Source organism: Rhizobium sp. AN73 (assembly GCF_030757975.1).
Classification (GTDB): Bacteria; Pseudomonadota; Alphaproteobacteria; order Rhizobiales; family Rhizobiaceae; genus Agrobacterium; species Agrobacterium arsenijevicii.
On record NZ_JARWME010000002.1, the window covers coordinates 538,940 to 565,140 of the forward strand.

Consider the following 26,201-nt stretch of genomic DNA (forward strand, 5'->3'; position numbering starts at 1 on the left):
AAAGCACGTCCAGTTTTTACGCATGTTCCGGACGTAAAACCGCTTCGCACTTTTAGCGGAAATGCTCTAGCGGCGGCGCTGCGTTAGCACCATGCCGCCCAGGATCAGCAGAATGCCGAGGGCGCTCGCCCAGATTTCCGGCGGGTGATCGCTGAAAAGATCGAGCACGACGCCTGACACCATCTGGCCGCTGATGACCAGAAGCGCGGTATTGACCGCGCCGATGCGGGGGATGAGCCAGCTTCCCGAAGCGATGAAGACGACCCCGATGGGGCCTCCGATAAAGGCGAGCCACGGCGCATCGGCCGCGCCCGGCGGAATGAGGCCGCCGACGATGAGGCCGATGATCGTCAGCACACCAAAACCGACAATGTGGTTCCAGAAGGAGGCAATCAGGGGCGAGTTCGACAGGCTGAGGCGGCCGTTGATCTGGCGGCTCAGCGCCACGAAGACGCCGCCGGTAAATGCCATGGCTATCCAGACGATCATGCCGTTCTCCCGACGAGGATGATGAGTGCGCTGCCGCAGAGGATCAGCGCCACCACCGTCATGTCACGCAAATCCGGCCGCCGTTTGGGCAGGCCGAAAAGGCCGAAAAAATCGGCCAGCAAGCTGAAAATTACCTGCCCGCCGAGGCCGAGCGCGATGGTGCCGGAGAGCGCCAGCGGCGAATTGACGGCGGTGGAGGTGAGGATGACGATGGCCGCGCCCACGACCCCGCCGCAATAGGCCCAGAGTGGCGCTTTCGGTTTGGCCGGCGCGCCGGCTTCTTTCTTAGGGCGCACGATTGCGAGATAGATCAGCGCCGCCACCGTGCCGGTGCCATGCGCCGTCCAGGAGGAAAAGAGCGCGTTGCCATAGTGGGCAAGCTGGCCGTTGAAATGCACCATCAATGTCAGAAGGCAACCGCTTGCGAAGGCGGCGGCAAGGTGCAACGGGTTCAGGCGGGGATGGGTCGTTTCTGTCATGGCCAGCCGAAAATATGATTATTCAGCGAAGCGTTACAGCATCGGCCCCTGAATCGAAATCGATTTGTCAGTTGTTTCCAAAATCATGTGCAACCAAGCGGCTCGGCGCCTTCACTTGACGCTGTCTGACATCACGTCCGCGAAAAAATCGGCTATCTGCGTCGATACGCCCTGCGGGTTTTCCCAATGCGGATTGTGGCCATGTCCATCAAGGGTAACGGCTTCAGCTCCCGGAAAGGCTTCAGCCAATTGCTGGCGATGCGATGCGTCGAAAAGGGGGTCTTCGGAACCGGCGAGGCAGAGCACTGGTTTTTTTATTCTCGAGGCGCTGTGGTGCAGGTTTGTATCGGCAAAACCGGTAACGATCCCATGCCAGATCGCAGCCGGCATGTTGGCTGCGTCCTGTTTCATTTTTGACAGAAAATCCTGGTCGACAGGCTGACTGCACGAATACCAGTCGCGCAGGAAGCCGACGGTCGGCATGATCGGATCCCGAAGCGCGAGTATATCCCTCGTCAGTTGACTTTCCGCACCGAAATCCGGCTCGAGCGTTGCCGAGATGAGGGCAAGAGCCCGGATCGCATCACCCCGCCGGGCGGCAAGTTCGATGGCCGTCATCGCGCCCATCGAGTGACCGAGCAGAAACAGCCGCGAAACACCCATGAGCGTCAGAAACCGGTCGATCGTTTCGGCGAAATCAGCGACATGCAGGCCCTGTCCCGCCGAGGAAACCCCATGTCCGGGCAGATCGGGAATGATGAGCCTGTACTCGCTGAAAAAAGGCTCCAGCATGGAAAAGCTGCGACTGGTGTCCGAAAAGCCATGCAGCATCAGGAGCACCGGGCCGGGACCGCGGCTGTCTATGAATGCCAGCCGGCGGCCCTGGGGCAATTCGACATATTGCTTCCGCTTCTCCCAATCATCGAAGAAGATTGGCGTCACAGGCCGAGCCCCGTCTTGACGGCTGCAAGACCATCCTTGCCGTCGAACGTCGATACACCCTTCAGCCAGGCGTCCAGTCGCTGCGGCTCCTCCTTGATCGCCTGCTTTGCCGCGTCTTCCGGAGCCATTCCACCGTTCATGATGTAGTCCATGCCCTTGTTCTCGTAGTTCACGTCGAATGCGAGATTGTCGAGCAGCTTCGCCACATTCGGGCATTCCTGCAGGTAACCTTTGCGCACCTGCGTATCGACGGTGGCGGCGCCGAAGTCCGGGCCGTAAAATTTGTCGCCGCCGGTCAGGTATTTGATGTCGAACTTGCTGTTCATCGGGTGCGGAGCCCACCCCTGAAAAACGATGAAGGACTTGTTGCGGACAAGACGAGCCACCTGCGAAAGCATGCCCTGTTCGCTGGATTCGACCACCTCCCATTTTTGAAGGCCCAGTGCCGGATCGTTGACGGCATCCAGCATCAACTGGTTGGAGCCCGGCTCGATGCCGTAAAGCTTGCTATCGAACTTGTCGGCGAATTTTTGCAGGTCGGAAAAATCCTTGACGCCGGCCTCCCAGACGTAGGTCGGAACCGCGAAGGTGTATTTGGCGCCTACCAGATTGGTCCGGACTTTTTCGACCGATCCGTCCTCTTTGTAGGGCTTGTAGTAGTTCACCATTGCCGGGTTCCAGTAACCCAGAAAGACGTCGAGGTTCTTGCTTTTCAAGCTCGTGTAAATGACGTCGATACCGAGGAGCTGGCTTTGCGGTTCATATCCCAGTGATTTCAACAGCGACATGGCGATGCCGGTGGTGAACGCAAGGTCGTTCCAGCCCGGTTCGGCCAGTCGCACAATCTTGCAAGCTTCAGCATCCGCCGCGAGCGCGGAGGTTCCGACGCTCGTCAGGAACATCGTTGCCGAAAAAAATCCTGCCCATTTTTTCATTGCTCCACCTTTTTGTCTGTTGGGTCATTAGATTGACCGGTGGGACAATAATTGATCTTTGCGGAAAACTTGTCAATATTCCGGGCAAGGAGACAAAGATGCGACTGACTAAAATAAGCGATATTCGCCGGGCGGAACTGAGACGGGCAGCATTTGAGGTCCTGCAGCGAGAGGGAATGGCGGGTGCCACGCTTGAAAGGGTGGCGGCACAGGCAGGCGCCTCGAAAGGCATCGTGCTGCATTATTTCGCCAACAAGCAGGAATTGTTCGAGCACGCGATGCGCGAAGCCAATACGAAGCTGAAGGAGGTTGTGGTGGCGCGCCTCAATCAGGCGACCAGCCCGCGCGCGCGGCTCGATGCCATTATCGAGGGGAATTTCGACGAGAGCTTCTTTCAGCCGTCGATCTGCCACGCCTGGCTATCGCTTTGCGCCGAGGTTCCGCGAGAACCGCAGCTTGCCCGCATCCAGAAGGTTATTCATGCGCGAATGCGTTCCAACCTTCTTTCGGCTTTGTCGCACCTCGTTCCGAAAGAGGAATGCGAAGCTGTCGCGCTCGGTATCACTTCGCTTATCGACGGGCTTTGGCTGCGCTTGGGGCTGCAATCAGGAGGTTTGACGCGCGAGGAAGCAATGGAACAGATGCGGGATTACCTGTCTCACAGGTTGCCGAATGCAGAATCCGCCGCCCGATAGGGAACCAGTAAGCGCGTTCCGCATTGTTCCAGCATGAAGAAAACGACGCGCAAGCCATTGAACCGGATGACGATTTTCGTCATTTCGATTTTCATTCTCGCAGCCATGATAGCCGCCGTCTATCTGGTCGGTTTTACACCCGGAGAAGTGTAAGCCGTTCGGTCAATGGGCGGCTGGAGCGGTCTTGCCCTTGCCGCGTTCCATCGCCACGCGCAGCTTGGCAATGGCGAAGCGGATGCCGCGCAGCAGGAAACGGCTCGTTTCCAGATAGGCGCGGTAGGGCAGGACGGTGAAATAACGCCAGCGCGGCAGGCGGTAGATGCGCAGATTGCTCTGGATCTGGCTGTCCATGTCCGCATCCTGCGTGGCGCAGAGCGGGTAAATGAAAGCCGCTTTTAGACCGGCGAGATATTCCAGATCGAAAGCAATATCGTAAGCGAGCCGCATGGGGATGAGTTTCGATATCCATTTCCCGGCGCGGCGGTTGACGAGATAGGCGCCCGAGCCCTTTTCCCGCGTCAGTGCTATGGCAAGCGAACGGCCGCCTTCGAGCGGGCGGAATGGAAATTTCCGGCCATTGCTGACGGTGGTGAGCCGAAGCACATCCCAGTCGTTGCCGTTGAGCACGGCTTCATCGAGTGCCTCCAGAAAGTCGCTCTGGAAGATCACGTCGTCTTCGAGGATGAGCGCGATATCGGCATCGCTGTCCATGAATTTGCCGGCGCAGGCAACATGACTGAGATAACAGCCGATTTCCGGCGGCGAGGTACGGCGGCCATGCATGAGCATGTAGGAAAGCTCGCTGAATTCCGGGATTGGATAATTCAGTTCCCTGCCATTGACGCCGGCGACCCGCTCCGCCTTCAGGCCGATGGCGTCGAGGCGGGTAGTCATATCCTCGAGGCGCTTGGTGGCGCTGTCCATATTGATGAGGAAAACGGCGAGCTTACGCCGGCTTTTCGGTAATATATACAAAGCAGTCCCCGCCCGATTTCGCTTCTTGTTGCAACTTCTTTATTGCAACGGCATGACGCGGGCTATGGAAAAAGCGGCCTCCGGGCACTTATAGTTGTCGGATCAAACCTTTTCCACAAATCCATCCAGCACGCGCTTTTGTCCGGCGCGATCGAAATCGATGGTCAGCTTGTTGCCCTCGATGGCGGAGATATTACCGTTGCCGAACTTGATGTGGAAAACGCGGTCGCCGACCACGAATTTCGACGGTGTCGCGGCAACCGATTTGGCCACCAGTTCGCCGTCGATCGTGCGCGCGCGCGGGCCGCTTTCGCCATAACCGATCCGCTCCACCGCATGGCCGGAGCGTGTGCCCCAGTTATCGCGGGTCGCGTCGGACTTGTTGGCCTGCGCACGTTTCCACCCGGGGGTAGAATAATTGTTGGCGAAGGGTTCCGCCTTGTCGAAACGGGACTGGCCGTAGCCGCCGCGTCCGCCATAACCGCCGTAATTGCTGTCGGACGCCGCGACATCCACATGGGCGGGCGGCAGTTCGTCGAGGAAACGGGAGGGCAGGGTGGATTGCCACAGGCCATGAATGCGCCGGTTCGAGACGAACCAGATATGGCAGAGCTTCTTGGCGCGGGTGATGCCGACATAGGCGAGACGGCGTTCTTCCTCGAGACCCGAACGGCCACCTTCGTCCAGCGCCCGCTGGTGCGGGAACAGGCCTTCTTCCCAGCCGGGAAGGAAGACGGTGTCGAATTCCAGACCCTTGGCGGAATGCAGCGTCATGATAGAGACGGCATCCAGCTCGGCATTCTGTTCCGCATCCATGACGAGCGCGACGTGCTCGAGGAAGCCGCGCATGCTTTCGAACACCTCCATCGAGCGGATGAGTTCCTTCAGGTTTTCCAGCCGTCCGGGCGCTTCCGCCGTCTTGTCGGCCTGCCACATGGCGGTATAGCCGCTTTCGTCGAGGATCTGCTCGGCGAGCGTGGTGTGTTCGGTGTTTTCCAAGAGGCCCTGCCAGCGCCGGAAATCCTGCACCACATCGAACAGCGCCTTGCGCGCCTTGGGTTTCAGCTCGTCGGTCTCAATGATGTCGGTCGCCGCCGCCAGCATCGGAATGTCGCGGGCGCGGGCGTAATCATGCAGATTGCGGATGGTCGTGTCGCCAAGGCCGCGTTTGGGTGTGTTGACGATACGCTCGAAGGCCAGATCGTCGGCCGGCTGGCAGACGAGCCGGAAATAGGCCATGGCATCGCGGATTTCGAGACGCTCATAAAAGCGCGGACCGCCGATGACGCGGTAATTGAGGCCAAGCGTGACGAAACGGTCTTCGAACTCGCGCATCTGGAAGGAGGCGCGAACGAGAATGGCCATGTCGTTCAGCTTGTGGTTCTTGCGCTGAAGCTGCTCGATTTCCTCGCCAACGGCGCGGGCTTCCTCTTCGGAATCCCATGCCGCATGCACCACCACCTTCTCGTCATCCGGGCTGCTGCGCTCGGTGAACAGGGTCTTGCCGAGACGCCCTTCATTATGGGCGATCAGATGGCCGGCGGTGCCGAGAATATGTTCGGTGGAGCGATAGTTGCGCTCGAGCTTTACGACCTTGGCGCCGGGAAAATCCTTGTCGAAGCGAAGGATATTGTCCACTTCTGCGCCGCGCCAGCCATAGATCGACTGGTCGTCGTCGCCGACGCAACAGACGTTCTGCGGCTCGCCTTTCGGGCGCTGGGCAAGAAGCCTGAGCCACATATATTGCGCGGTATTGGTGTCCTGATACTCGTCCACCAGAATGTAACGGAACTTCTGGTGATACTCTTTCAGAATATCGGCGTGACGGCGGAAGATGCTGATCGGGTGCAGTAGAAGATCGCCGAAATCACAGGCATTCAGCGTTTTCAGCCGTGCCTGATAGGCGGCGTAAAGTTCGCGACCCTTGCCATTGGCGAAGGCGCGGGAATCACCCTCCGGAATATCCGGCGGCGTCAGCCCCTTGTTCTTCCAGCCGTCGATCATGCCGGCGAATTGTTTGGCGGGCCAGCGCTTGTCATCAAGACCTTCGGCCTGAATAAGCTGCTTCAGAAGCCGTACCACGTCATCGGTGTCGAGAATGGTAAAGTCCGACTTCAGACCGATGAGTTCGGCATGGCGACGCAAAAGCTTGACGCCGATGGAGTGGAAGGTGCCAAGCCACGGCATGCCCTCCACCGCGCCGCCGACCAGAACGCCGATACGTTCCTTCATCTCGCGGGCGGCCTTGTTGGTGAAGGTCACGGCAAGGATTTGACTGGGATAGGCGCGGCCGGTCGCCAAAATATGGGCGATGCGTGTCGTTAGAACGCGGGTCTTGCCGGTGCCGGCGCCCGCAAGTACCAGAACCGCACCGTCAAGCGTTTCCACGGCCTCGCGCTGTTCCGGGTTAAGGCCGGAAAGATAATCGGGCGTGGGCCGGGCCTGATCGCGCGCCGCCATGGCGCGTGCAGCAATGCCAAGCCCGCCGCCGCTCGCCACATCGGCATTGTTCGTCGCCTTGCGCGGCGCTTCGGGTTCTTCGTCGAAGAACGGCATATCGTCAAAACTGTTGCTCATGCGGCCCAATGTAGTGATTCGGGATATAAAGGCCAGAACCGTGTTCTGCTTTTATTCCGGTATCGTCAGTCAAAATGCCTATTCCAAGGCGTTTTTTCGTCTCATACCCGCCTGTCGGCATCAAAAGCGGCATCGACAGGCACTTGCAGCGCCACGGCCAGCTGGTTGGTCTTGGCGGCAAGGGCGATCACCCGCAGCAAATCGGCATGTTGTTCGCCCGTCATTCCCTTGGCTTTCGCGGCTGCCGTATGGGAGTGCGCGCAATAGGAGCAGCCATTGGTAACGGAAACGGCGATATAGAGCATTTCCTTCACAAGTGGATCGAGCACTGAGGGTGTGGCCATCACCGCCTTGACCTCGGCCCAGGTCTTTTCCAGAAGATCGGGATCGAAGGCGAGATAGAGCCACATATTGTTGATGAAATCCGATTTGCGGGTGGCGCGGATATCATCGAACACCGCCTTGACGCGGGGATTGGCTTCGGGATTCTCGGCTTTCGTCACGGTGCTCATGGCTTCCTCCGGTCACGGCTGTTTCCGCGGCAGATTACCGGATCGGCAAATATTTGCGACCGAAATGGCCGCCGGGCTGCTTTTGGACGACAATTCATCACAAATTACAATTATGTAAGAAACGGATTTGTGCGTTGCCTTCGTTAAGGCATGCGGGAATACTTCGCCCGGTCCGAAAAGGTCTTTTTCGGGGCGGATTTATGCTGTGCGGATAACCGGAGAATTGTATGCGGGTGTGGAAACAGGTGGGTGTCTGTCTTGCCGTGGCGGGAGCAGGGCTCTGTCTCTGGGGCTTTTATGCGCCCGAGGCCCGCAATGTGCTTGCCAGCATCGGCATCGGAAAAGCACCGGCCGCAGCGACAGAGGTTGCCGCATCTGGTGCCGCGCCATCCGGACAAAATGCCGGCGGCGCGCGCCGCAACAATGCGACCCTGGTGGTGATGACCCCGGTCAAAACAGGTACAGTCAACGACAGGTTGAACGCCATCGGCAATGGCGAGGCAATCCAGTCGGTCGTCGTCATGCCGCAGACATCCGGCACGCTTTCGGAAATCCGCATTTCATCCGGCGCCCGCGTCGTGAAGGGGCAGGTGCTCGCACGGCTCGATGACGAGGAGCAGGTGATCGAGCGGGACAAGGCGCAGGTGGCACTTCGAAGCGCCGTCGAAAAATCGAGTTCCTACAGTAACCTGAAATCCGTATCGCGCCTTGATGTGCTGGGTGCGCAGATTGCCGAGGAAGCCGCAAAGCTTGCGCTGAGCACCGCCGAACTGAACCTCAGGCGCCGCGACATCGTTGCGCCGATAGAGGGTATTGCCGGTATCGTCGCCGCTAATATCGGCGACAATGTCACCACGCAATCGACGATCGTCGGCATCGACGACCGTTCCGAAATTCTGGTCAATTTCTGGGCGCCGGAGCGGTTCGCAACCGCGATTGCGGTTGGAATGCCTGTCGAAGCCACCTCGATTTCGCGTCCCGGCGAGACGTTCAAGGGTGAGGTCGAGGCGGTCGACAACCGTGTCGATGCGGTGAGCCGCACCATCCGTATCCGGGCGAGGCTCGACAACGACAAGGACGAGTTGCGGGCCGGCATGTCCTTCGGCGTCACCATGCGTTTTGCCGGGGAAACTTATGCCTCCGTCGATCCGCTGGCTGTGCAATGGGATGCCGAAGGGTCCTATGTCTGGCGCGTGACCGACAATAAATCCGGCAAGGTGCGAGTGCAGATCGTGCAGCGCAATCCCGACGCCGTTCTCGTGAAGGCGGAACTGGCCGAAGGCGATCAGGTCGTGACCGAAGGATTGCAGCGGGTGCGGGAAGGTGGTGCCATCCGCGTTGCCAACCAGCCGAAGCCCGAGGAGGTTGCCAGCCAATGACGACACAGCCGCCTTCGGGTCAGGATTCCAAGCTCGCCTTCACCGCATTGTTCGTTCGCCGTCCCATTCTGGCGGCGGTTCTCAATACGTTGCTGGTCGTTGCGGGCCTTGCCGCGCTGGTCGGCGTCGAAGTGCGCGAATTGCCTGACGTGGACCGGCCGTCCATCAGCGTCAGAACGACCTATGAAGGTGCGGCGCCCGAAACCATCGATCAGGAAGTGACGCAAACCATCGAGGGCGCGGTGGCGCGCGTCAGCGGTGTCAAATCCATCTCCTCCAATTCGCAGTTCGGCACCAGCCGCGTGACGATGGAGTTCGGCGACAATGTCGATATGGCCGTTGCCGCAAACGATGTGCGTGATGCCATCGGCCGCGTTACCAACCAGTTGCCTGAGGACGCCGACGAGCCGCAGATCATCAAGGCGGATTCCGACAGCCAGCCGATCATGCGCCTTGCCGTCACATCGTCCACGCTCAGCATGGAAGATCTGACCAAGCTGGTGGATGACGAGGTCATCGACCGTCTCGCCGCCGTCGACGGCGTGGCGGATGTGGAGCTTTACGGCGATCAGGAAAAGGTTTTCCGCGTCGATCTCAATCAGGCGGCACTCGCCAGCCGTGGTTTGACGGTTACCGATGTCTCCACCGCGCTTGCAAGCGCTGCGCTCGACGTGCCGGCGGGATCGCTGAAAAGCTCCACGCAGGATATCGTCGTGCGCGCCACGGCCAGCCTGACGAAGCCGGAGGATTTCTCCAACCTTCTCATCAAGAACAATGTCCGCCTGCGGGACGTTGCAACCGTGATGCTGGGCGCGGATGACGAATCCACCTCGCTGCGTTCTAATGGCGTGCAGGGCGTCGGTCTTGGAGTCATCCGGCAGGCGCAGTCGAACACGCTCAATATTTCCACCGGCGTGAAAGCCGCCGTCAACGCCATGTCGGCCAACCTGCCGGAAGGCACGCGCATCATCGTGACCAATGACGACGCCGTCTTCATCGAAGGCGCGCTGCACGAAGTGCAACTGGCGCTCGGCCTCTCCGCGCTCATCGTCGTGGTCGTGCTTTATCTGTTCCTGCGCGACTGGCGGGCGACGCTTATTCCGGCGATCACCATGCCGGTGGCGCTGATCGGCACCATCATCGCCATCTATATGGTCGGGTTCTCGGTCAATATCCTGACGCTGCTTGCCATCGTTCTGGCGACCGGTCTCGTGGTCGACGATGCGATCGTGGTGCTGGAAAATATCGTGCGACGCCGGGCGGAAGGCATGGGGCCGCGCGCCGCGGCCGTTCTCGGCACCCAGGAAGTGTTCTTCGCTGTCATTGCGACGACGGCAACGCTTGCCGCGGTGTTCATTCCGCTTTCTTTCCTGCCGGGCCAGCTTGGCGGCCTTTTCCGTGAATTCGGTTTCGTGCTGGCTTTCGCTGTCGGCCTCTCCTCCATCGTGGCGCTGACGCTTTGCCCGATGCTCGCCTCACGGATGCTGAAAGAAGGATTGAAGGAGCCAACCGGACCGCTCGCCTGGTTCGGCAATGTCTTTGCTTCCACCTACAAGACAACACTTACGGCCTGCCTCAACAACCCGCTCATCGTCATCATCGTTGCGCTCGCCTTTTCCGGCCTGTCGTGGATTGCCTTCGGCATGATCCAGAACGAACTGACGCCGCGTGAGGACCGCGCCTCGATCATGATGCGCGTGACGGCGCCGCAGGGTGTCAGCCTCGAATATACGCGCGACCAGTTGCAGCGGATCGAGGAAAATCTCCAGCCGCTGCGCGACAGCGGTGAAATCCGCAATGTCTACTCCATCACCGGCATGAACGGTTCCTCCAATACCGGCTTTCTGGTGCTGACGCTGGCGCCCTGGGCCGATCGTGAGCGCACGCAGAACCAGATTGCCGCCGATGTCACCTCTGCCGCCAACAGTGTGCCGGCGCTGCGCGGCAACGCCATGCAGCCGAATAGCCTGAGGATCCGCGGCGCGGGCAACGGCCTGCAGATGGCGATGGTCGGCAGTAATTACCCCGCACTGACCGCCGCGACGCAGAAATTGTTGCTTTCGATGGAGGAAAGCGGCCTGTTCGAAACACCGCGTTTCGACAACGAGCCCAATCAGGCGCAGCTTTCCGTCTCCATCGACCGCGAGCGCGCCTCCGATCTCGGCATAGATATCACCGGCCTGTCGCGCGCCATGCAATCGCTGCTGGAAGGCCGTTCCATCGTCGACGTTTTCGTGAATGGCGATGCGATCCCGGTGCGGCTCATGTCGTCCACGCGGCCGATCAACGACCCGACCGACCTCGAAAACGTTTTCCTCAAAACGGGTGACGGCAAGATCGTGCCGATGTCGGTCATCGCGACGCTGAAGGAAAATGCGGTCGCGCCACAGCTCAACCGCGAACAGCAGCTTCCCTCCGTCGGCTTTACCGCTAACCTCAAGGACGGCGTTTCGCTCGGCCAGGCTCTGGAAAAGGTGAACGAGCTTTCGCAATCCATCCTGCCGCCCGGCGCCCGTTTGCTGCCGCTTGGCGAGGCGGCGACGCTCGAGGAAAATTCGAGCGGCATGCTGCTGACCTTCGGTTTCGCCATTGCCATCATCTTCCTGGTGCTGGCCGCGCAGTTCGAAAGTGTCCTGAGTTCGGTCATCATCATGACGACAGTGCCGCTCGGTCTCGCCTGCGCGGTGATCGCGCTGCTCGTCACCGGATCCAGCCTCAACGTCTATAGCCAGATCGGCCTCGTGCTTCTGGTCGGCGTGATGGCGAAGAACGGCATCCTCATCGTGGAATTCGCCAACCATCTGCGCGATCAGGGTGCGACGGTGCGTGAAGCCATCGAAAAAGCCACCAGCATCCGCCTGCGCCCCGTAATGATGACGATGATCGCCACCATTTTAGGCGGTGTGCCGCTTGTGCTGGCGCAGGGGGCGGGGGCGGAAGCCCGCATCGCGCTCGGCTGGGTCATCGTCGGCGGTCTGGGCTTTGCGACGCTGGTGACGCTTTACATTACCCCGGTCTCCTACCTGCTAATTGCCCGTTTCGCCAAACCGCAGGCCGATGAGGAAATTCGCCTGCACCGCGAATTGGAACTTGCCGCGCGTCGCAAGGCGTTGGAGGAGGACAATCAGCTGCTTGCGGCGGAATAAAAAACGGTTGCCGCCAAACGACGTCTGACGCAATCGCACTGCTGGACAAAGCGTTAACCGTATCCCATACCACGCAACGGAATTTCGTAACGGATCGAGTCCGTTACGGCGGTATCTTGCGGTGGAGATGGACGATGGCGCTGAAAGATGTGGTGGCGGGAAAACGCAACGAAGAGGGCATCGCGTCAGTGCTGGCGGTGCTGAAGCAGCAGCTGGGCGACAAGGTCCAGACGGGGCAGGCGTTTCGCGAGCAGCACGGCCACACCACCACCTATCTGACCTTGCAGGCACCTGATGGCGTCGTTTTTGCCGAAAACGCAGACGACGTGAAAGCCGTGGTGAAGGCCTGCGCGCACTATAAGGTGCCGGTCATTCCCTTCGGAACCGGATCTTCGCTGGAAGGGCAGGTCAATGCGCCGAATGGTGGAATCTGCATCGATTTCAGCCGGATGAATCGCATCATTGAGGTAAACGCCGAAGATCTTGACGTGACGGTGGAGCCGGGTGTTACGCGCGAGGACCTTAACGTCTATCTGCGCGACACCGGCCTGTTCTTCCCGATCGATCCGGGCGCCAATGCCTCGATTGGCGGCATGGCCTCCACGCGAGCATCGGGCACCAATGCCGTGCGTTACGGCACGATGAAGGACAATGTTCTGGCCGTTACCGCCGTTGTTGCCAATGGCGAGGAAATCCGCACGGCACGCCGCGCCCGCAAGTCGTCGGCCGGTTACGATCTGACGCGGCTTTTCGTCGGCGCCGAGGGCACGCTCGGGGTTCTGACTTCGGTTACGCTGCGGTTGCAGGGCATCCCGGAAAAGATTGCCGGCGGGGTCTGCACCTTCGACAGCATCAAGGCGGCCTGCGATGCCGTGATCATGACGATCCAGATGGGCGTTCCGGTCGCTCGCATCGAATTGCTTGATGAGGTGCAGGTACGCGCCTGTAACGCCTATTCCGGCTTGAACTACGCTGAAAAGCCGACGCTGTTCGTGGAGTTCCACGGCACCGAGGAGACGGCAGCGCTGCAATCGCAGCAATTTGCCGAGATCGCGGCGGAATGTGGTGGCGTCGATTTCCGCTGGACCAGCGACGCAGCCGAGCGCAACAAGCTCTGGAAGGCGCGGCATGACGCCTATTGGGCCTCGCGGGCGCTGGCCCCGCATCTCGACGGGCTTTCCACCGATGTCTGCGTGCCGATTTCGCGGCTTGCGGATTGCGTGGTGGAAACCCAGCAGGATATTGCGGAAAACGGCTTTCTGGCGCCAATCGTCGGCCATGCCGGCGACGGCAATTTCCATGTACTCATCCTGTTCGATGGTAAGGATGCCGAAAGTGTCGCCAAAACCGAAGCCTTTGTCGCCCGCCTTAACCGCCGAGCCATCGCCATGGATGGCACCTGCACCGGCGAACACGGCATCGGCCAGGGCAAGATGAGTTTTCTGGCGGAGGAAGCGGGAAATGCGCTCGATGTGATGCGCGCCATCAAAACGTCGCTGGATCCCGATAACATCTTCAATCCGGGCAAGTTATTCCGTCTTGTCTGATCATTCTCATATTTGATTGGTACAAAAGGCTGCTTGCCGTTAAGGCAAATAAGAATAGGTTTGCAGCGTTCGCGAAGGGAGATGCAGGTCAGTGCTCGGGCGTATTCTGGTTTTTCTGGGCGGACTGCTGGCCGTGGTGCTGTTTTCGGCGCTGCTCATTCCCTATTTCGTTGACTGGACGGATTTCCGTCGTGATTTCGAGGATCAGGCAAGCCGCATTCTGGGCAAGAAGGTGGTGGTGCATGGCCGCGTCGAGGCCCGGCTTCTGCCTTTCCCTTCGGTGACGCTGCATGACGTGCGCGCCGGAACGGATGCGGATGGATCGCCACTCATTCAGGTGGCGCGTTTTTCCATGGATGCCGAGCTTGCGCCCTTCCTTTCGGGTGAGGCGCGTATCTTCGACATGCGCATCGAGGAACCCAAGGCCAAGATCCGGCTGCTGAAAGACGGTACTCTTGACTGGATGCGCGGTAGCCGGGCGGAAATTCCCGCGCGCACCGTTGTTCTGGAAAGCGTACAGATCGAAGGCGGGCAGATCGAATTCATTGACGAGCAATCCGGCCGCAACCGCGTGGTGACGGGCCTCAACGCCGATATGTCCGCCAATTCGCTGGCTGGACCATGGAAGGCGGAAGGGCGCGCCGCCGTTGACGGGCATCCGGGTTCGTTCTCGCTCTCCAGCAGCGAGCCGGATTATGCCGCCGGTCGCATGGGCCTGCGGGTCCGCGTGGTGCCGGACGAGCATCCGGTCGAGGTCGATCTGGATGGCGCTATTGCCGCAACGGCGGGAAAGCCCGCCTATAGCGGCTCTTTCGCGTTCAGTTTCCGGGAAGACGAAAAGCAGAAGCAGCAGGCCGGACAATCGCTCTTTTCTTCGCCGCGCACCCGCGGCAGCTTTGAGCTGACGAATGAAAGCGTGCGCATACCGAGCTACCGCATGGAACTCGGCGGCAGCGAAAACCCATACGTCGTGACCGGTGAGGCGACGCTGGATACCGGCGCGAAGCCGGAATTCCTGCTGACGGCGGATGGCCAGCAGATCGACGTCAACCGTTTCGCGCCGCCCGTCGTACAGACCGGCAAGACTTCGCGCCAGCCCACGGTTTCCGTGCGCCAGCGTATCGAGGCCTTTGCCGCCATGGTTGCCCGCATTCCGGTTCCGCAGGTGCCGGGCAAGGCCAGCATCAGTCTTCCGGCACTCGTTTCCGACGACACGACCATTCGCGACATTCGGCTGGATGTGCGCCCGGAGGGTACCGGCTGGCAGGTGGTGAACGCCGTGGCGACGCTGCCGGGAAGGACGCAGCTGGAAGCCAAGGGATCGCTCACGCTTCTCGGTGGCCCCGCCTTCAACGGTAATCTGCTTGTTGCGTCCAACCAGCCGTCTGGGCTGGCGAACTGGCTTTCCGGTTCCGTCGATCCGGCAATCCGGCAGCTCAATGCCGCCGGTTTTTCCGCCGATGTTTCGCTGACGACGCTCAACCAGCGTTTCGACAATCTCGAGCTTGCCATAGGCGACGCTTCGCTAAAGGGAGAGCTGGAACGGCGCTCCGATGGCAAGACCTCCAATCTGTCCATCGATCTTGCCGGTAACGAGATCGACCTCGATGCCCTGAAGGCGCTCGGCAGTCTGGCGCTCGGTGATCAGGTCGGAAGCTCGGTGCTCGATCATCGCATCGACGCGAAGTTCAAGGCCGACCGGTTCAACATGGCCGGTGTGACCGCAAATCATGTGGAAACCGCCTTTACCATGGCGGGTGGCGTTCTCTCGCTTGAAAAGATGACGGCTGGCGATATCGCCGGTGCCGAAGTCAAGGCGAAGGGGCAGTTGCAGGGCTCACTGCTGAAATATGCGGGCAAGGGCACGGTGAACCTGCATGCGACCGATATGCAGCCGTTCTTAGCGATGCTGCAGCAGAAATTGCCTGATCATCCGTTTCTCAGCCGCTTAGCGGCGAGTGCGACTTGGTATGCTAATTCCGACCTTTCCATGGATGTCTCGGTCAACAGCGAAAATGGCGGCGCCAATGTTGCCGTTTCCGGTACCGTCAATGGCAGCCGCCTGTCGGCCGTGGCCAAGATGCCGGATTTCCTGTCGATCACCGACGATACGGCGATGTCGCTGGAAGCGGTTTTGAAAAACCAGTCGACGGCGATCCTGTTCGGGCAGGCAGGGCTTGATCCGCTGCCGTTCGATGCGGACGGGGAGGGGCTTCTTTCCGTCAAGCTTAACGGTACGCTCGGCTCTCCTGCGCAGACCGATATCCGCTTCTCGACGGAGCGCACGCATTTTTCGATGATCGGGTCCTTTGGCGTTGCTGCCGCCAATTTCGGTGAGGGCAGTGCGGATCTGGCGCTGGAAAGCGCCGATATCGAGCCATATCTCATCATGAACGCCGTCGGCCTGCCGCAACTCGGCGGCGGCATGGCGTTGAAGGCGAACGGAAAAATGGCGGTGGATGCGCAAAAGATTGCGTTTTCCTCCGTCGGTGGACAGGCGGGCGGCAATCCCTTCTCGGGTAATCTGGCATTCCAGCGCGCAGCGCCCCATCCTGTCACCGGTGACCTGGCCTTGAGGACGGTCGATCTTGCCTGGCTCGGCGACGCGATCTACGGGCCGGTGATCGATCCGGAAACCGGCGCGCTTAACGCCAAGCCGCTGGCCATGCCGGCTTTCCCGCAGCTCAAGGCTTCGTTGTCGCTGAAAGCGGAAAGTTTCGAGGCCGGTTCGTTCGGGACGGTCACGGGTCTTTCGGCCAAGGTCACGCATGATGAGGGCAGTCTCGCGCTCGACGATGTCGCCGGCACTTTCATGGGTGGCAAGCTGACCGGGCGGGTCGCCATGTCCACAGGGCAGGGGGCAGGCATTTTCCGCACCAAGATTGCGGTGAGTGACGCCAATCCGGAATCGATATTATGGGCGAACGCCAACGGCCCGGTCGCGACCGGCCGGGTGGCTATCGACCTGACCGCCGAATCGACGGGAAAAAGCGTTGGCGAAATCCTGAAATCCGCAGGCGGTTCGGGCGAAGTCCGCGCCAGCGGGCTTGTGCTCAAGGGACTTAATCCCGGAGCCTTTCCGCCGATCCTGCAGGCGGCGGAAGGCTTGCAGCAGCCGATCGATGCGCCCAAGGTGCGGCCGCTGGTCGACCAGAGCCTGTGGCAGGGCGAAATACCGCTCGGTAACGTGGCCCTGCCGTTCTCCCTGAATGGCGGTGCGCTTCACTTCCAGAATTTGCGCGCCGGGATCGATCCGGTGACGCTTGCCGGCGATGCGACGGTTGATATTGCTGCATCGACGGTGAATGGCGATCTCGATCTCATCTTCAATCCCGGTACCGAGGTGGTCGCCGGGGCCGAGCCGTCGCTTCGCCTGAACTACAACGGTCCGCTTGCCGCGCCTGCCTTGACGACCGATGTTTCGGCGCTCGGCAATTATCTGTCGCTCCGGGCTTTCGAAAAGGAACGCCGTCGCGTCGAGGCCATGCAGGCCAGCGTTCTTGAAAAGCAGCGGCTGCGCCGTGAAGCAGCACTTTACCGTTCTCAGGCGGCCGAACGTCAGGCCGAAAAAGAGCGGGTGGAGGCGGAAGCCAAGGCCAAGGCGGAAGAGGAGGCGCGGCTGAAGGCCGTGGCCGAAGAACGTCTGCGCCAGGAAAAGGAACAGCAAGAGCGGTTGCAACAGCAACAGCAACAGCAACAGCAACAGCAACAGCAACAGCAACAACCCGCTCCCGAGCGGCAATCCGCGCCGGTTCTAACGGTGCCGCCAACGGAAAACGCGATCAGGCAACTGGCGCCGGAGAACGCTCCCGCCACTCCGTGACTTCTCTTCGCAAGGGTAAAGATGGCCGAATCTCAGAGTGAGAAGGTGCCGAAAACCGTGGAGGACGGGGAGAAGAGCGAAGCCGCGTGCCTGTTCCTGAGATGGTTGACATCATGGTTCGCCTCGAGGCGAATGTGCGGGCTGCAACGGTCTGAAAACAAGGCTACGCAATACGGGAATGCCTTGCAACGCAGATTAGGCCGGGAATGTTTAATGAATACTTTCACGGCGTTACGAGTTTTCGGCCTGAATATTTGTAGTCGGCGAAGCGAGATACCCTGGCCGGGCATAGCGGGATGCGGCCGGATCAGGCTCTAGCCGGAAAATATCAGCGGGTCTTGAGCCAGTTCAGCACATAGACCCGCAGGGATGAGGACAGATTGCTGTCGGCGGGCCGATTGTCGTCTATTTCCGCAAGCAGGGCGGCGAAACTGATCTTGCGCTTTTCGGCTATGATTTTCAGCTCGTCCCAGAAGGCATCCTCCAGCGAAATGCTGGTGCGGTGGCCGTGCAATGTCGTGGAGTGTTTGCGGATCATCAGATCGGTCTCCGGCTGGAAATCTGAATCATGTTTCGCCGGTAAGCCCCTGTTTTGTGATTCTCTTCTGATTTTTCCGGGAAGAGTTCCGGTTAGCCGGCTCGTCAGTCCCTGTCGGTCCTGTCATCGTCTTTTTCGAGCCGCCCCTGATCGAGCGCCTTTTCGGCTTTCTCGTTAAGGGCCGATGTGAGATTTTTTTCAGCCTTGGTGCGGCCGAAGGACAGGCGGTTCTGATCCGCCTGCTTTTCTTTTTCGCTGCGGGCTTTCTGCTTCCGAAACTGACGCAGATTGACGATATCGGCGGCCATGCGGATATGTCTCCTTGAGCTTCGCGCGGTCGGGCAGAGAGCCGTTATTGCTTCTTGCGGAAGGAATCCAGCGAAACGACGGAGCCTTCCTTCTTTTCCTCGCCGGACTTGGGGGTCTCGGAAGTGGAAGCAGGCTTTGCCTCGTGGGAAACGGGATAGGCGGTGATTTCGGCCTCTTCCAGCTCTTCCTCGTCGGCCAGAGGCACATCGAACTCAAGCTCGAAATTGACGGAAGGATCGTAGAAACCTCTGATGGCGTTATAGGGAACAACCAGCTTTTCCGGCGTATCCGAGAAGGACAGGCCGATTTCGAAGCCGATTTCCGTAACTTTCAGGTCCCAGAACTGATGCTGGATGACGATGGTCATCTGCTCGGCATATTTGGACTTGAGGTGCTGCGAAATCCGCACACCGGGTGCGCCGGTCAGGAATGTAATGAAGAAATGGTGTTCTCCGGGCAGGCGGCCGGTTGCGGCCACTTCACCCAAAACTTTACGAATAACGCCGCGAAGGGCATCCTGTGCGAGAATGTCGTAACGGATATGATCCTGCCCCATGCGGTCCTGTCTTTCCCTTATTCGAACGTCTTTTAAAGCGCTGCGCGCCATGTGCGCCAAGGACGCTGTAACACTTTGAATCTTCGCGTAATCCTGAAGCCGGGATCAATTTCGATCCAAGCGGCTACGCATTACCCAAGTATACGCAATGTCCTGAACGGCAGCAACGGAAAAGCCGATGCTGTTTGCAAGTCAGCTATCATATAACCAATTCAGGCAAAATGGAGAAGGTGGAGGTTTCTGTTGCCAGGTACCTCCGAACCCCGCCTCACGGGGCTAACCGTGAGGACTTAGAGCGGAATTCCCGCACCGCCATTAGGCAGCGAGAGCGTATTCCTTAGCGTTGTTGTCATTTGCAACTACACTTGTGACCCGATAACGGCGGTATCATGCCGAGCAAAAGTTCGATCTTTACGCCCTTGTCGATCCTATTTCGCCCCCATCAAAAGCCGGCCTTTATCTTGAAAAGCCCGCCGGTTTTTGGTGGAGGCGCCGGGTACCGCCCCCGGGTCCAATAGGTTTATTACACCGACCGTTTATCGCCATAGCCGGGTTGCCCCGGCAAGGTTCATATAGGCGTTTCCCTTGGCCGAGAAAAGGGGCCGATGACAATTCCATGAAAAGATTTCGCATTCGTCGCCCGCAATTTAGACAATTCTTGACGACGAGGGATTGCTGACACATTCTCCCTACAACCGGTCAACAGAAGCAACACCGGGCCGGGGACACACGAAGGAGTGGACATGACTGACTATCTCGCAGATGTGAAGAAATACGATGCAGCAGCCGACGAAGCCATTGTCGGCAAGATCGTCAAACATCTCGGTATTGCATTGCGCAACCGGGATTCATCACTGGTGTCCGCTACCGATCCGGAAGAGCTTGCGCGTGTCAAGGCGAGCTGGTGCGGCAAGAAGCTTGGCATTACCGACAGCAGCGCCGATGAGGCGATCGCCGCCGTTTGCAAGATCATGGCAGGGGACCGCTCCAAGTCGCGCGTGACCTTCTATTATCTGGTGGCGAAGGAACTGGGGAAGCTCCAGTCGCTCTGATTTTCCCGGAAAAACGGGGATAAACGACCCCCGGTGATTTGTTCTGCCGCCCCGTGCTATTATATTCCCTGGATATCAGGGAATCGGCGGCAGAACGCATGAAACAATATCTCGATCTTCTCCGGCATGTGATGGATACCGGCTCCGACCGCGGAGACCGCACCGGCACCGGCACGCGTTCGGTCTTCGGTTACCAGATGCGTTTCGACCTCGCGCAAGGCTTTCCGGTTCTGACCACCAAGAAGCTGCATCTGCGCTCGATCATCCATGAACTCCTGTGGTTCCTGAAGGGCGACACCAATATCGCCTACCTCAAGGAAAATGGCGTTTCCATCTGGGATGAGTGGGCCGATGAGAACGGCGATCTCGGCCCGGTTTATGGCGCGCAGTGGCGTTCCTGGCCGGCACCGGATGGGCGTCATATCGACCAGATCGCGCTTCTGATCGAGGCCTTGAAAACCAACCCCAATTCCCGCCGTCACATTGTTTCGGCCTGGAACCCGGCGCTGGTGGACGAGATGGCGTTGCCGCCCTGCCATTGCCTGTTCCAGTTTTATGTTTCGGATGGAAAGCTGTCCTGCCAGCTTTACCAGCGCTCGGCCGATATCTTCCTCGGCGTGCCCTTCAACATCGCCTCCTATGCGCTGCTGACGCTGATGGTGGCGCAGGTGACGGGGCTGAAGCCTGGCGATTTTGTCCACACACTCGGCGATGCGCATATCTACGCCAACCATTTCGAGCAGGCGGAACTGCAGATGACGCGGACTCCCAAGGCCCTGCCGACGATGCGCCTCAACCCGGATGTGCGAGACCTTTTCTCCTTTAAGTTCGAAGACTTTACGCTCGAAAACTACGAGGCGGATTCAAGCATCAAGGCACCGATCGCGGTATGAGCGAGCCACGCGTCACCATCATTGTCGCAGTTTCGGAAAACGGCGTTATCGGCCGTGATCTCGATATGCCGTGGAAGCTTTCCACTGACCTCAAGCGCTTCAAGGCGACGACGATGGGCAAGCCGCTCATCATGGGCCGGAAGACGTTTCTGTCTGTCGGCGAGCGCCCCTTGCCGGGCCGGCCGCACATCATCGTCAGTCGCAATGCCGATTACAGGCCGCAGGGCGTGGATGTCGTCTCGTCGCTGGAAGAGGCCCTGAAACTTGCCAAAAGCAAGGCGGCCGAACTGGGCGTGGATGAGGTTTTCGTGGCCGGTGGTGGGGAAATTTACCTTCAGGCCATGCCGTTTGCCGATCAACTTTCCGTCACCCATGTGGCCGTAAAGCTCGATGGCGACACTTTTTTTCCGGAAATCGATCCCGCCGTCTTTGAGAAAATCGAGGAAAATGCCGTTCCCGCCGGGGAAAAGGACAATTATCCCGTTCTGTTCACCACTTATTTGCGCAGAGCCGCGTCAAAGTGAACTATTTACCCTGATTGGGTATTTAGTTACCACCTCTGCGTTGAAACACACGCTTCTCCTTCTTATAACGGGTCCATATTCCCGCCGCACGCGAGCAATCGCTTTCGAACGGGATCGGGAGAGGCTTTTATAAAGAGGTATTGATGCCCTGGAGCAATCAGAATGGCGGCGGCGGCCCTTGGGGCGGCGGCGGTGGCGGAAACAACCAGGGCGGCGGTGGCGGCCCATGGGGGCAGGGGCCTAACCGGCCTCGCGGCGGTGGAGGCGGCGGCAATGGCGGCCCACCCGATCTGGAAGAGATCATCCGGCGCAGTCAGGACCGTTTCAAGAATGTCCTGCCGGGCGGCTTCAACGGCGGCGCGGTTGCGATCGTCGCTCTTGTCGTTCTGGTATTCCTCGGCATTCAGTCCATTTACACCGTCCAGCCGGACGAGCGCGGCGTGGAGCTGCGTTTCGGGCGTCCCAAGGATGAAATCTCGATGCCTGGCCTGCATTTCCATCTGTGGCCGATCGAGACGGTTGAAATCGTCAAGGTCACCGAACAGCAGCAGAATATCGGTTCGCGCGCGTCGTCTTCCTCGGCGAACGGCGTGATGCTGACCGGCGACCAGAACATCGTCAACGTGCAGTTCTCGGTGCTCTATACCGTTTCGGATCCGAAATCCTACCTCTTCAACGTCGACGCCCCGGCTGAGACATTGCAGCAGGTTTCCGAAAGCGCCATGCGCGAAGTCGTTGGCCGTCGTCCCGCACAGGACATTTTCCGTGATAACCGTCAGGCGATCGCGGCGGATGTGCGCACCATCATCCAGTCCACCATGGACGGTTATGGCGCCGGCATCTCCATCAATGCGGTGGCCATCGAAGACGCGGCGCCGCCGCGCGAAGTGGCCGATGCCTTCGATGAAGTGCAGCGTGCCGAACAGGACGAGGACCGCTTCGTGCAGGAAGCCAACCAGTACGCCAACCAGAAGCTGGGTGCCGCACGCGGTCAGGCAGCTCAGATCATCGAAGAGGCGAACGCCTACAAGTCGCGTGTCGTCAACGAGGCTGAGGGTGAGGCGCAGCGCTTCATCTCCATCTACGATCAGTATCGCACGGCACCGGAAGTGACCCGCCAGCGCATGTTCCTTGAAACCATGGAACAGGTCCTGAAGGGCTCCAACAAGGTCATCATCGACGAAAAACAGGGTGTGGTGCCTTATCTGCCTCTGAACGAGATCATGCGCGGCAATCCGGGCGCGGCACAGCAGGGAGGCAACTGATATGGGCAACCGTCTTACGGCCATTCTCGTCGGTCTCGCCGCCGTGCTTTTCCTCGCCTATTCATCGATCTTCGTCGTCACCGAGCGCCAGCAGGCCATCGTTGTGCGCTTCGGTCAGATCCAGGACGTGAAAACGGCGCCGGGCCTCTATTTCAAGCTGCCCTTCGCCTTCATGGATGCCGACCGGGTGCAATATATCGAGAACCGGGCGCTGCGCTTCGATCACGACAACATTCGTGTTCAGGTCTCCGGCGGCAAGTTCTACGAGGTTGACGCCTTTGTGGTCTATCGCATCACGGATGCGCGCCGCTTCCGGCAAACGGTCTCCGGCGATCAGATGTCGGCTGAATCGCGTCTTCGCACCCGTCTCGACGCATCGTTGCGCCGGGTCTACGGTCTTCGCGGCTTTGAATCGGCACTCTCGGATGCGCGTGCATCGATGATGCAGGAAGTGCGTGACGACCTGCGCCCCGACGCGGAATCGCTCGGCATCAGCATCGTGGATGTCCGCATCCGCCGTACCGATCTGACGCAGGAAGTGTCGCAGCAGACCTTCGAGCGCATGAAGTCGGAACGTCTGGCCGAAGCCGAACTGATCCGCGCCCGCGGTAACGAGGCGGCACAGCGTCGCCGCGCTATTGCCGACCGTCAGGTCGTGGAATTCGAGTCCGATGCCCAACGCCAGTCCGAAGTACTGCGCGGTGAAGGCGATGCGCAGCGTAACAAGGTCTTCGGTGAGGCTTTCCAGCGCGACCCGAGCTTCTTCGAGTTCTATCGTTCCATGGCGGCCTATGCCAGTTCGCTGACTGGAACCGGCACCACGCTGGTCCTTTCCCCGGACTCGACCTTCTTCCGTTATTTCAACAACATCGACGGCGCTCCGTCCACGGCTCCGGCCAAACCAGCGCCGGCGAACTGATAGCGGATCAAATAATGATGGAGGGGCCGGTTTTTACCGGCCCTTTCTTTTTGAGCTGATGGCTGGGCGGGTACAAAGCTGAAAACGGGACAAAATCCTGTTGTCCCGTGCCCTGAAAGGGATATCCGTTTTCGCGCCGATGCTGTAGGCAGTGAACAAGGCAGCCGCTGCTGTTCACGAAAAGGTATTTTTACACTTCATCATTCCGCCTTATGCTTTGACGATATAGCAGGGCGAAACTATTTGAAACGCGAGGACGCTTATGGCCGTGACCCTTCTTTCGCCTTTTCGCAGCATTGCCGCAGTCGCGGGCATCGCGCTTGTGGCGGGTAGCCTTTCGGCACCGGTTGCGGCATGGGCGCAGAGCCATGGGCCGGCATCGGTGGCCGATCTTGCCGAGCCGCTGCTCGATGCGGTGGTGAATATTTCGACGTCGCAGAACGTCAAGACCGACGGCAAGGGACCTGTTCCGCCGAAGCTGCCGGAAGGCTCGCCTTTCCAGGAATTCTTCAAGGATTATTTCGACAACCAGAAACCGGAAGGCGGCGACAAGGTCAATTCGCTGGGATCCGGCTTCGTTATCGATCCGGCCGGCTACATCGTCACCAACAACCACGTCATCGAGGGCGCGGATGCCATCGAGGTGATTTTCCCGAACGGTTCGAAGCTGAAGGCAACGCTGGTCGGTACCGACACGAAGACGGACCTTTCCGTTTTGAAGGTGGAACCGAAGGCTCCGTTGAAGGCCGTCAAGTTCGGCGATTCGCGCAGTATGCGCATCGGCGACTGGGTGATGGCCGTCGGCAATCCCTTCGGTCTCGGCGGGTCGCTGACCGTCGGCGTCGTCTCGGCGCGCGGTCGCAACATCAATGCCGGACCCTATGACAACTTCATCCAGACGGATGCGGCGATCAACAAGGGCAATTCCGGCGGCCCGCTCTTCAACATGAAGGGCGAGGTGATCGGCATCAATACGGCGATCATTTCGCCGAGCGGCGGTTCGATCGGCATCGGTTTCGCGGTTCCGACGGAACTCGCCCAGAATATCGTCGAGCAGCTGATCGAATTCGGTGAGACCCGCCGTGGCTGGCTCGGCGTTCGCGTCCAGCCCGTTACCGATGACGTGGCTGCAAGCCTTGGTATGGAAAGCGCCAAGGGCGCCCTGATTTCCGGTGTGGCCAAGGGTGGTCCGGTGGAAAACGGCCCGATTCAGGCCGGTGACGTCGTGCTGAAGTTCGACGGCAAGGATATTCACGAGATGAGAGACCTCTTGAGGATCGTGGCGGAAAGCCCGGTCGGCAAGGAGGTCGATGTGGTGGTCTTCCGTGATGGCAAGGAAGAGACCGTCAAGGTGAAACTTGGCCAGTTGCAGGACGCGCCGGACGAAAAGGCCGCGACCGACGATCCGCAGGCCGAGGACGGCGACGGCGGCATGGCTGTGCCTGATGACAAGGGCGGCGCTGACGATCAGGCGCAGGACCAGACGCCGGAGGTGCGTGAAGCGCCACAGCGCGTGCTCGGCATGAACCTCGTGGTGCTGAGCAACGAGCTGCGGACGGAGAAGGGCATTGCCGAAAGCGTCGAAGGCGTGCTCGTCGCCAGCGTCGATCCGGGTTCGCCGGCCGAGCAGAAGGGCATGAAACCGGGCGATGTCATCGTCGAAGTCGGACAGGACTTCATGGAGGTTCCGGGTGACGTGCTGGTGCGTGTCAACGGCCTGAAATCCGAAGGTCGCAAGAATGCGCATATGATGGTTGCCGATGCGCAGGGCAATCTGCGTGTTGTGGCACTGCCGCTGGAATAAACGCATTTCGCCCGATCCGTCAGGAATCGGGTGGTTGTGGGCAGGCGCGGTCTCTATCCCTTGGTCTCCGAACACAGGAGGCCAGGGATATGAAATTACTCGAAAACAAGATTGCGATCATTACAGGCGCGTCATCCGGCATCGGCCGGGCGACGGCAAGGCTGTTTGCCGAGCAGGGTGCCGCCGTCATCATCAATGCGCGCGGTGCTACGGCGCTGGAGGATGTGGCTGCCGCCATTCGCCAGACCGGCGGGCGTGTCCACACCGTTGTGGGTGATGTCTGCCTTGCGGAAACCCATGCCCGGCTGACGGATGCGGCCACAACCGTCTTTGGCGGTCTCGATATCGCCGTCAACAATGCCGGCGCAGTCGGCGCCATGAAGCCGCTTGCGGAGATTTCTCCCGAGGAATGGGATTATGTGCTCACCGCCAATCTCACATCCGCATTTTTGGGTGCGCGCAGCCAGATTCCGCTGATGTTGAAGCGGGGCGGCGGCTCGGTCGTCTTCACCTCCAGCTTCGTCGGCACCAGTGCCGGCATACCCGGCATGGCGGCTTACGGCACATCGAAGGCCGCACTGATGGGACTGGTGAAAGGCATTACCGCCGATTATGCCGTGCAGGGCATTCGCGCCAATGCGGTGCTGGCGGGTGGGGTCGATACGCCAATGGCGGGAGATGCAGCCCAGAAGGAATGGGCTGCGGGTCTGCATGCGATGAAACGCATTGCCGAGCCGGAAGAACTGGCGCAGGCCGCGCTCTTCCTTGCCAGCCCAATGTCGAGCTTCGTTGCCGGGGCGGCGCTGTTTGCCGATGGCGGCAATGCGGCGGTGAAGTAAGCT

At 59.7% G+C, this 26,201-nt stretch carries 22 protein-coding genes and 1 other RNA gene; 12 read left to right on the forward strand and 11 right to left on the reverse strand.

The window, feature by feature from the left end:
* Positions 1–66: 66 nt before the first annotated feature.
* From RBH10_RS12435 to RBH10_RS12450, 4 genes are all read right to left on the reverse strand, one after another.
* Positions 67–489 carry a DMT family transporter gene (locus RBH10_RS12435; RefSeq protein ID WP_281036997.1) on the reverse strand — a complete coding sequence of 141 codons (423 nt, stop codon included), beginning with the start codon at positions 487–489 and terminating at the stop codon, positions 67–69.
* Positions 486–968 carry a DMT family transporter gene (locus RBH10_RS12440; protein ID WP_281036996.1) on the reverse strand — a complete coding sequence of 161 codons (483 nt, stop codon included), beginning with the start codon at positions 966–968 and terminating at the stop codon, positions 486–488. The genes RBH10_RS12435 and RBH10_RS12440 overlap by 4 nt, the downstream gene beginning before the upstream one ends.
* Before the next feature lie 111 nt (positions 969–1,079).
* Positions 1,080–1,910, reverse strand: a complete 831-nt coding sequence (locus tag RBH10_RS12445) for an alpha/beta fold hydrolase (RefSeq protein WP_281036995.1) — start codon at positions 1,908–1,910, stop codon at positions 1,080–1,082.
* Complete coding sequence (locus tag RBH10_RS12450; protein WP_281036994.1) at positions 1,907–2,845, reverse strand: choline ABC transporter substrate-binding protein; 939 nt, start codon at positions 2,843–2,845, stop codon at positions 1,907–1,909. Before RBH10_RS12450 ends, RBH10_RS12445 begins: the two co-directional genes overlap by 4 nt.
* A 98-nt stretch (positions 2,846–2,943) precedes the next feature.
* Between RBH10_RS12450 and betI the strand changes: the two genes are divergently transcribed.
* On the forward strand, positions 2,944–3,540 hold the full coding sequence (betI, locus tag RBH10_RS12455; protein WP_281036993.1) for a transcriptional regulator BetI: 597 nt from the start codon (positions 2,944–2,946) through the stop codon (positions 3,538–3,540).
* Between the two features lie 162 nt (positions 3,541–3,702).
* On the opposite strand, the gene RBH10_RS12460 is transcribed toward betI, so the two are convergent.
* The 3 genes from RBH10_RS12460 to RBH10_RS12470 form a co-directional block, all read right to left on the reverse strand.
* Positions 3,703–4,515, reverse strand: coding sequence for a glycosyltransferase family 25 protein (locus RBH10_RS12460; RefSeq protein ID WP_281036992.1), 813 nt, complete (start codon positions 4,513–4,515; stop codon positions 3,703–3,705).
* A gap of 102 nt (positions 4,516–4,617) precedes the next feature.
* Positions 4,618–7,092, reverse strand: coding sequence for an ATP-dependent helicase (locus RBH10_RS12465; protein WP_281036991.1), 2,475 nt, complete (start codon positions 7,090–7,092; stop codon positions 4,618–4,620).
* 101 nt (positions 7,093–7,193) lie between these two features.
* Positions 7,194–7,604, reverse strand: a complete 411-nt coding sequence (locus tag RBH10_RS12470; RefSeq protein WP_045016930.1) for a carboxymuconolactone decarboxylase family protein — start codon at positions 7,602–7,604, stop codon at positions 7,194–7,196.
* A 227-nt stretch (positions 7,605–7,831) separates the two neighbouring features.
* Between RBH10_RS12470 and RBH10_RS12475 the strand changes: the two genes are divergently transcribed.
* The 4 genes from RBH10_RS12475 to RBH10_RS12490 all read left to right on the forward strand — a co-directional run bounded on the left by RBH10_RS12475 (position 7,832) and on the right by RBH10_RS12490 (position 17,499).
* Positions 7,832–8,983 (forward strand): efflux RND transporter periplasmic adaptor subunit, encoded by a 1,152-nt coding sequence (locus tag RBH10_RS12475; protein ID WP_281036990.1) that lies wholly within the window; start codon positions 7,832–7,834, stop codon positions 8,981–8,983.
* Positions 8,980–12,129, forward strand: a complete 3,150-nt coding sequence (locus RBH10_RS12480; RefSeq protein ID WP_281036989.1) for an efflux RND transporter permease subunit — start codon at positions 8,980–8,982, stop codon at positions 12,127–12,129. The genes RBH10_RS12475 and RBH10_RS12480 overlap by 4 nt, the downstream gene beginning before the upstream one ends.
* A 134-nt stretch (positions 12,130–12,263) precedes the next feature.
* The gene (locus RBH10_RS12485) at positions 12,264–13,676 is read left to right on the forward strand and encodes an FAD-binding oxidoreductase (RefSeq protein WP_281036988.1); all 1,413 of its coding nucleotides are present in this window, start codon (positions 12,264–12,266) and stop codon (positions 13,674–13,676) included.
* A 91-nt stretch (positions 13,677–13,767) separates the two neighbouring features.
* Positions 13,768–17,499, forward strand: coding sequence for an AsmA-like C-terminal region-containing protein (locus tag RBH10_RS12490; RefSeq protein ID WP_281036987.1), 3,732 nt, complete (start codon positions 13,768–13,770; stop codon positions 17,497–17,499).
* Positions 17,500–17,827: 328 nt separating this feature from the next.
* On the opposite strand, the gene RBH10_RS12495 is transcribed toward RBH10_RS12490, so the two are convergent.
* The 4 genes from RBH10_RS12495 to ssrA all read right to left on the reverse strand — a co-directional run bounded on the left by RBH10_RS12495 (position 17,828) and on the right by ssrA (position 19,504).
* Entirely contained in the window at positions 17,828–18,037 is a 210-nt protein-coding gene (locus tag RBH10_RS12495; RefSeq protein ID WP_045023766.1) for a ribbon-helix-helix domain-containing protein, read from the reverse strand.
* A gap of 104 nt (positions 18,038–18,141) precedes the next feature.
* Positions 18,142–18,345 (reverse strand): DUF4169 family protein, encoded by a 204-nt coding sequence (locus tag RBH10_RS12500; RefSeq protein WP_045016936.1) that lies wholly within the window; start codon positions 18,343–18,345, stop codon positions 18,142–18,144.
* A 44-nt stretch (positions 18,346–18,389) separates the two neighbouring features.
* The gene (locus tag RBH10_RS12505) at positions 18,390–18,902 is read right to left on the reverse strand and encodes an SspB family protein (protein WP_281036986.1); all 513 of its coding nucleotides are present in this window, start codon (positions 18,900–18,902) and stop codon (positions 18,390–18,392) included.
* 229 nt (positions 18,903–19,131) lie between these two features.
* Positions 19,132–19,504, reverse strand: a transfer-messenger RNA (tmRNA) gene (gene ssrA / locus RBH10_RS12510).
* Between the two features lie 141 nt (positions 19,505–19,645).
* Here ssrA and RBH10_RS12515 point away from each other — a divergent pair.
* The 7 genes from RBH10_RS12515 (at position 19,646) to RBH10_RS12545 (ending at position 26,198) form a co-directional block, all read left to right on the forward strand.
* Positions 19,646–19,954, forward strand: a complete 309-nt coding sequence (locus tag RBH10_RS12515; protein ID WP_045016938.1) for a DUF2853 family protein — start codon at positions 19,646–19,648, stop codon at positions 19,952–19,954.
* Positions 19,955–20,052: 98 nt separating this feature from the next.
* Positions 20,053–20,847, forward strand: a complete 795-nt coding sequence (locus RBH10_RS12520) for a thymidylate synthase (RefSeq protein ID WP_281036985.1) — start codon at positions 20,053–20,055, stop codon at positions 20,845–20,847.
* Entirely contained in the window at positions 20,844–21,371 is a 528-nt protein-coding gene (locus tag RBH10_RS12525; protein WP_281036984.1) for a dihydrofolate reductase, read from the forward strand. Before RBH10_RS12520 ends, RBH10_RS12525 begins: the two co-directional genes overlap by 4 nt.
* Positions 21,372–21,514: 143 nt before the next feature.
* Entirely contained in the window at positions 21,515–22,636 is a 1,122-nt protein-coding gene (hflK, locus tag RBH10_RS12530) for an FtsH protease activity modulator HflK (RefSeq protein WP_045016941.1), read from the forward strand.
* Position 22,637: 1 nt separating this feature from the next.
* Complete coding sequence (gene hflC, locus RBH10_RS12535; protein WP_045016942.1) at positions 22,638–23,555, forward strand: protease modulator HflC; 918 nt, start codon at positions 22,638–22,640, stop codon at positions 23,553–23,555.
* A gap of 262 nt (positions 23,556–23,817) precedes the next feature.
* Entirely contained in the window at positions 23,818–25,359 is a 1,542-nt protein-coding gene (locus RBH10_RS12540; RefSeq protein ID WP_281036983.1) for a Do family serine endopeptidase, read from the forward strand.
* Between the two features lie 89 nt (positions 25,360–25,448).
* Complete coding sequence (locus RBH10_RS12545; RefSeq protein WP_281036982.1) at positions 25,449–26,198, forward strand: SDR family oxidoreductase; 750 nt, start codon at positions 25,449–25,451, stop codon at positions 26,196–26,198.
* Positions 26,199–26,201 lie beyond the last annotated feature (3 nt).

What these genes read in the sequence shown, in the direction of transcription:
- RBH10_RS12435 (WP_281036997.1), bottom strand. Translation starts at nt 489, where the DNA reads ATGATCGTCTGGATAGCCATGGCATTTACCGGCGGCGTCTTCGTGGCG.
- RBH10_RS12440 (WP_281036996.1), bottom strand. Translation starts at nt 968, where the DNA reads ATGACAGAAACGACCCATCCCCGCCTGAACCCGTTGCACCTTGCCGCC.
- RBH10_RS12450 (WP_281036994.1), bottom strand. Translation starts at nt 2,845, where the DNA reads ATGAAAAAATGGGCAGGATTTTTTTCGGCAACGATGTTCCTGACGAGC.
- betI (WP_281036993.1), top strand. Translation starts at nt 2,944, where the DNA reads ATGCGACTGACTAAAATAAGCGATATTCGCCGGGCGGAACTGAGACGG.
- RBH10_RS12465 (WP_281036991.1), bottom strand. Translation starts at nt 7,092, where the DNA reads ATGAGCAACAGTTTTGACGATATGCCGTTCTTCGACGAAGAACCCGAA.
- RBH10_RS12470 (WP_045016930.1), bottom strand. Translation starts at nt 7,604, where the DNA reads ATGAGCACCGTGACGAAAGCCGAGAATCCCGAAGCCAATCCCCGCGTC.
- RBH10_RS12475 (WP_281036990.1), top strand. Translation starts at nt 7,832, where the DNA reads ATGCGGGTGTGGAAACAGGTGGGTGTCTGTCTTGCCGTGGCGGGAGCA.
- RBH10_RS12480 (WP_281036989.1), top strand. Translation starts at nt 8,980, where the DNA reads ATGACGACACAGCCGCCTTCGGGTCAGGATTCCAAGCTCGCCTTCACC.
- RBH10_RS12485 (WP_281036988.1), top strand. Translation starts at nt 12,264, where the DNA reads ATGGCGCTGAAAGATGTGGTGGCGGGAAAACGCAACGAAGAGGGCATC.
- RBH10_RS12495 (WP_045023766.1), bottom strand. Translation starts at nt 18,037, where the DNA reads ATGATCCGCAAACACTCCACGACATTGCACGGCCACCGCACCAGCATT.
- RBH10_RS12500 (WP_045016936.1), bottom strand. Translation starts at nt 18,345, where the DNA reads ATGGCCGCCGATATCGTCAATCTGCGTCAGTTTCGGAAGCAGAAAGCC.
- RBH10_RS12505 (WP_281036986.1), bottom strand. Translation starts at nt 18,902, where the DNA reads ATGGGGCAGGATCATATCCGTTACGACATTCTCGCACAGGATGCCCTT.
- RBH10_RS12515 (WP_045016938.1), top strand. Translation starts at nt 19,646, where the DNA reads ATGACTGACTATCTCGCAGATGTGAAGAAATACGATGCAGCAGCCGAC.
- RBH10_RS12520 (WP_281036985.1), top strand. Translation starts at nt 20,053, where the DNA reads ATGAAACAATATCTCGATCTTCTCCGGCATGTGATGGATACCGGCTCC.
- RBH10_RS12525 (WP_281036984.1), top strand. Translation starts at nt 20,844, where the DNA reads ATGAGCGAGCCACGCGTCACCATCATTGTCGCAGTTTCGGAAAACGGC.
- hflK (WP_045016941.1), top strand. Translation starts at nt 21,515, where the DNA reads ATGCCCTGGAGCAATCAGAATGGCGGCGGCGGCCCTTGGGGCGGCGGC.
- hflC (WP_045016942.1), top strand. Translation starts at nt 22,638, where the DNA reads ATGGGCAACCGTCTTACGGCCATTCTCGTCGGTCTCGCCGCCGTGCTT.
- RBH10_RS12540 (WP_281036983.1), top strand. Translation starts at nt 23,818, where the DNA reads ATGGCCGTGACCCTTCTTTCGCCTTTTCGCAGCATTGCCGCAGTCGCG.
- RBH10_RS12545 (WP_281036982.1), top strand. Translation starts at nt 25,449, where the DNA reads ATGAAATTACTCGAAAACAAGATTGCGATCATTACAGGCGCGTCATCC.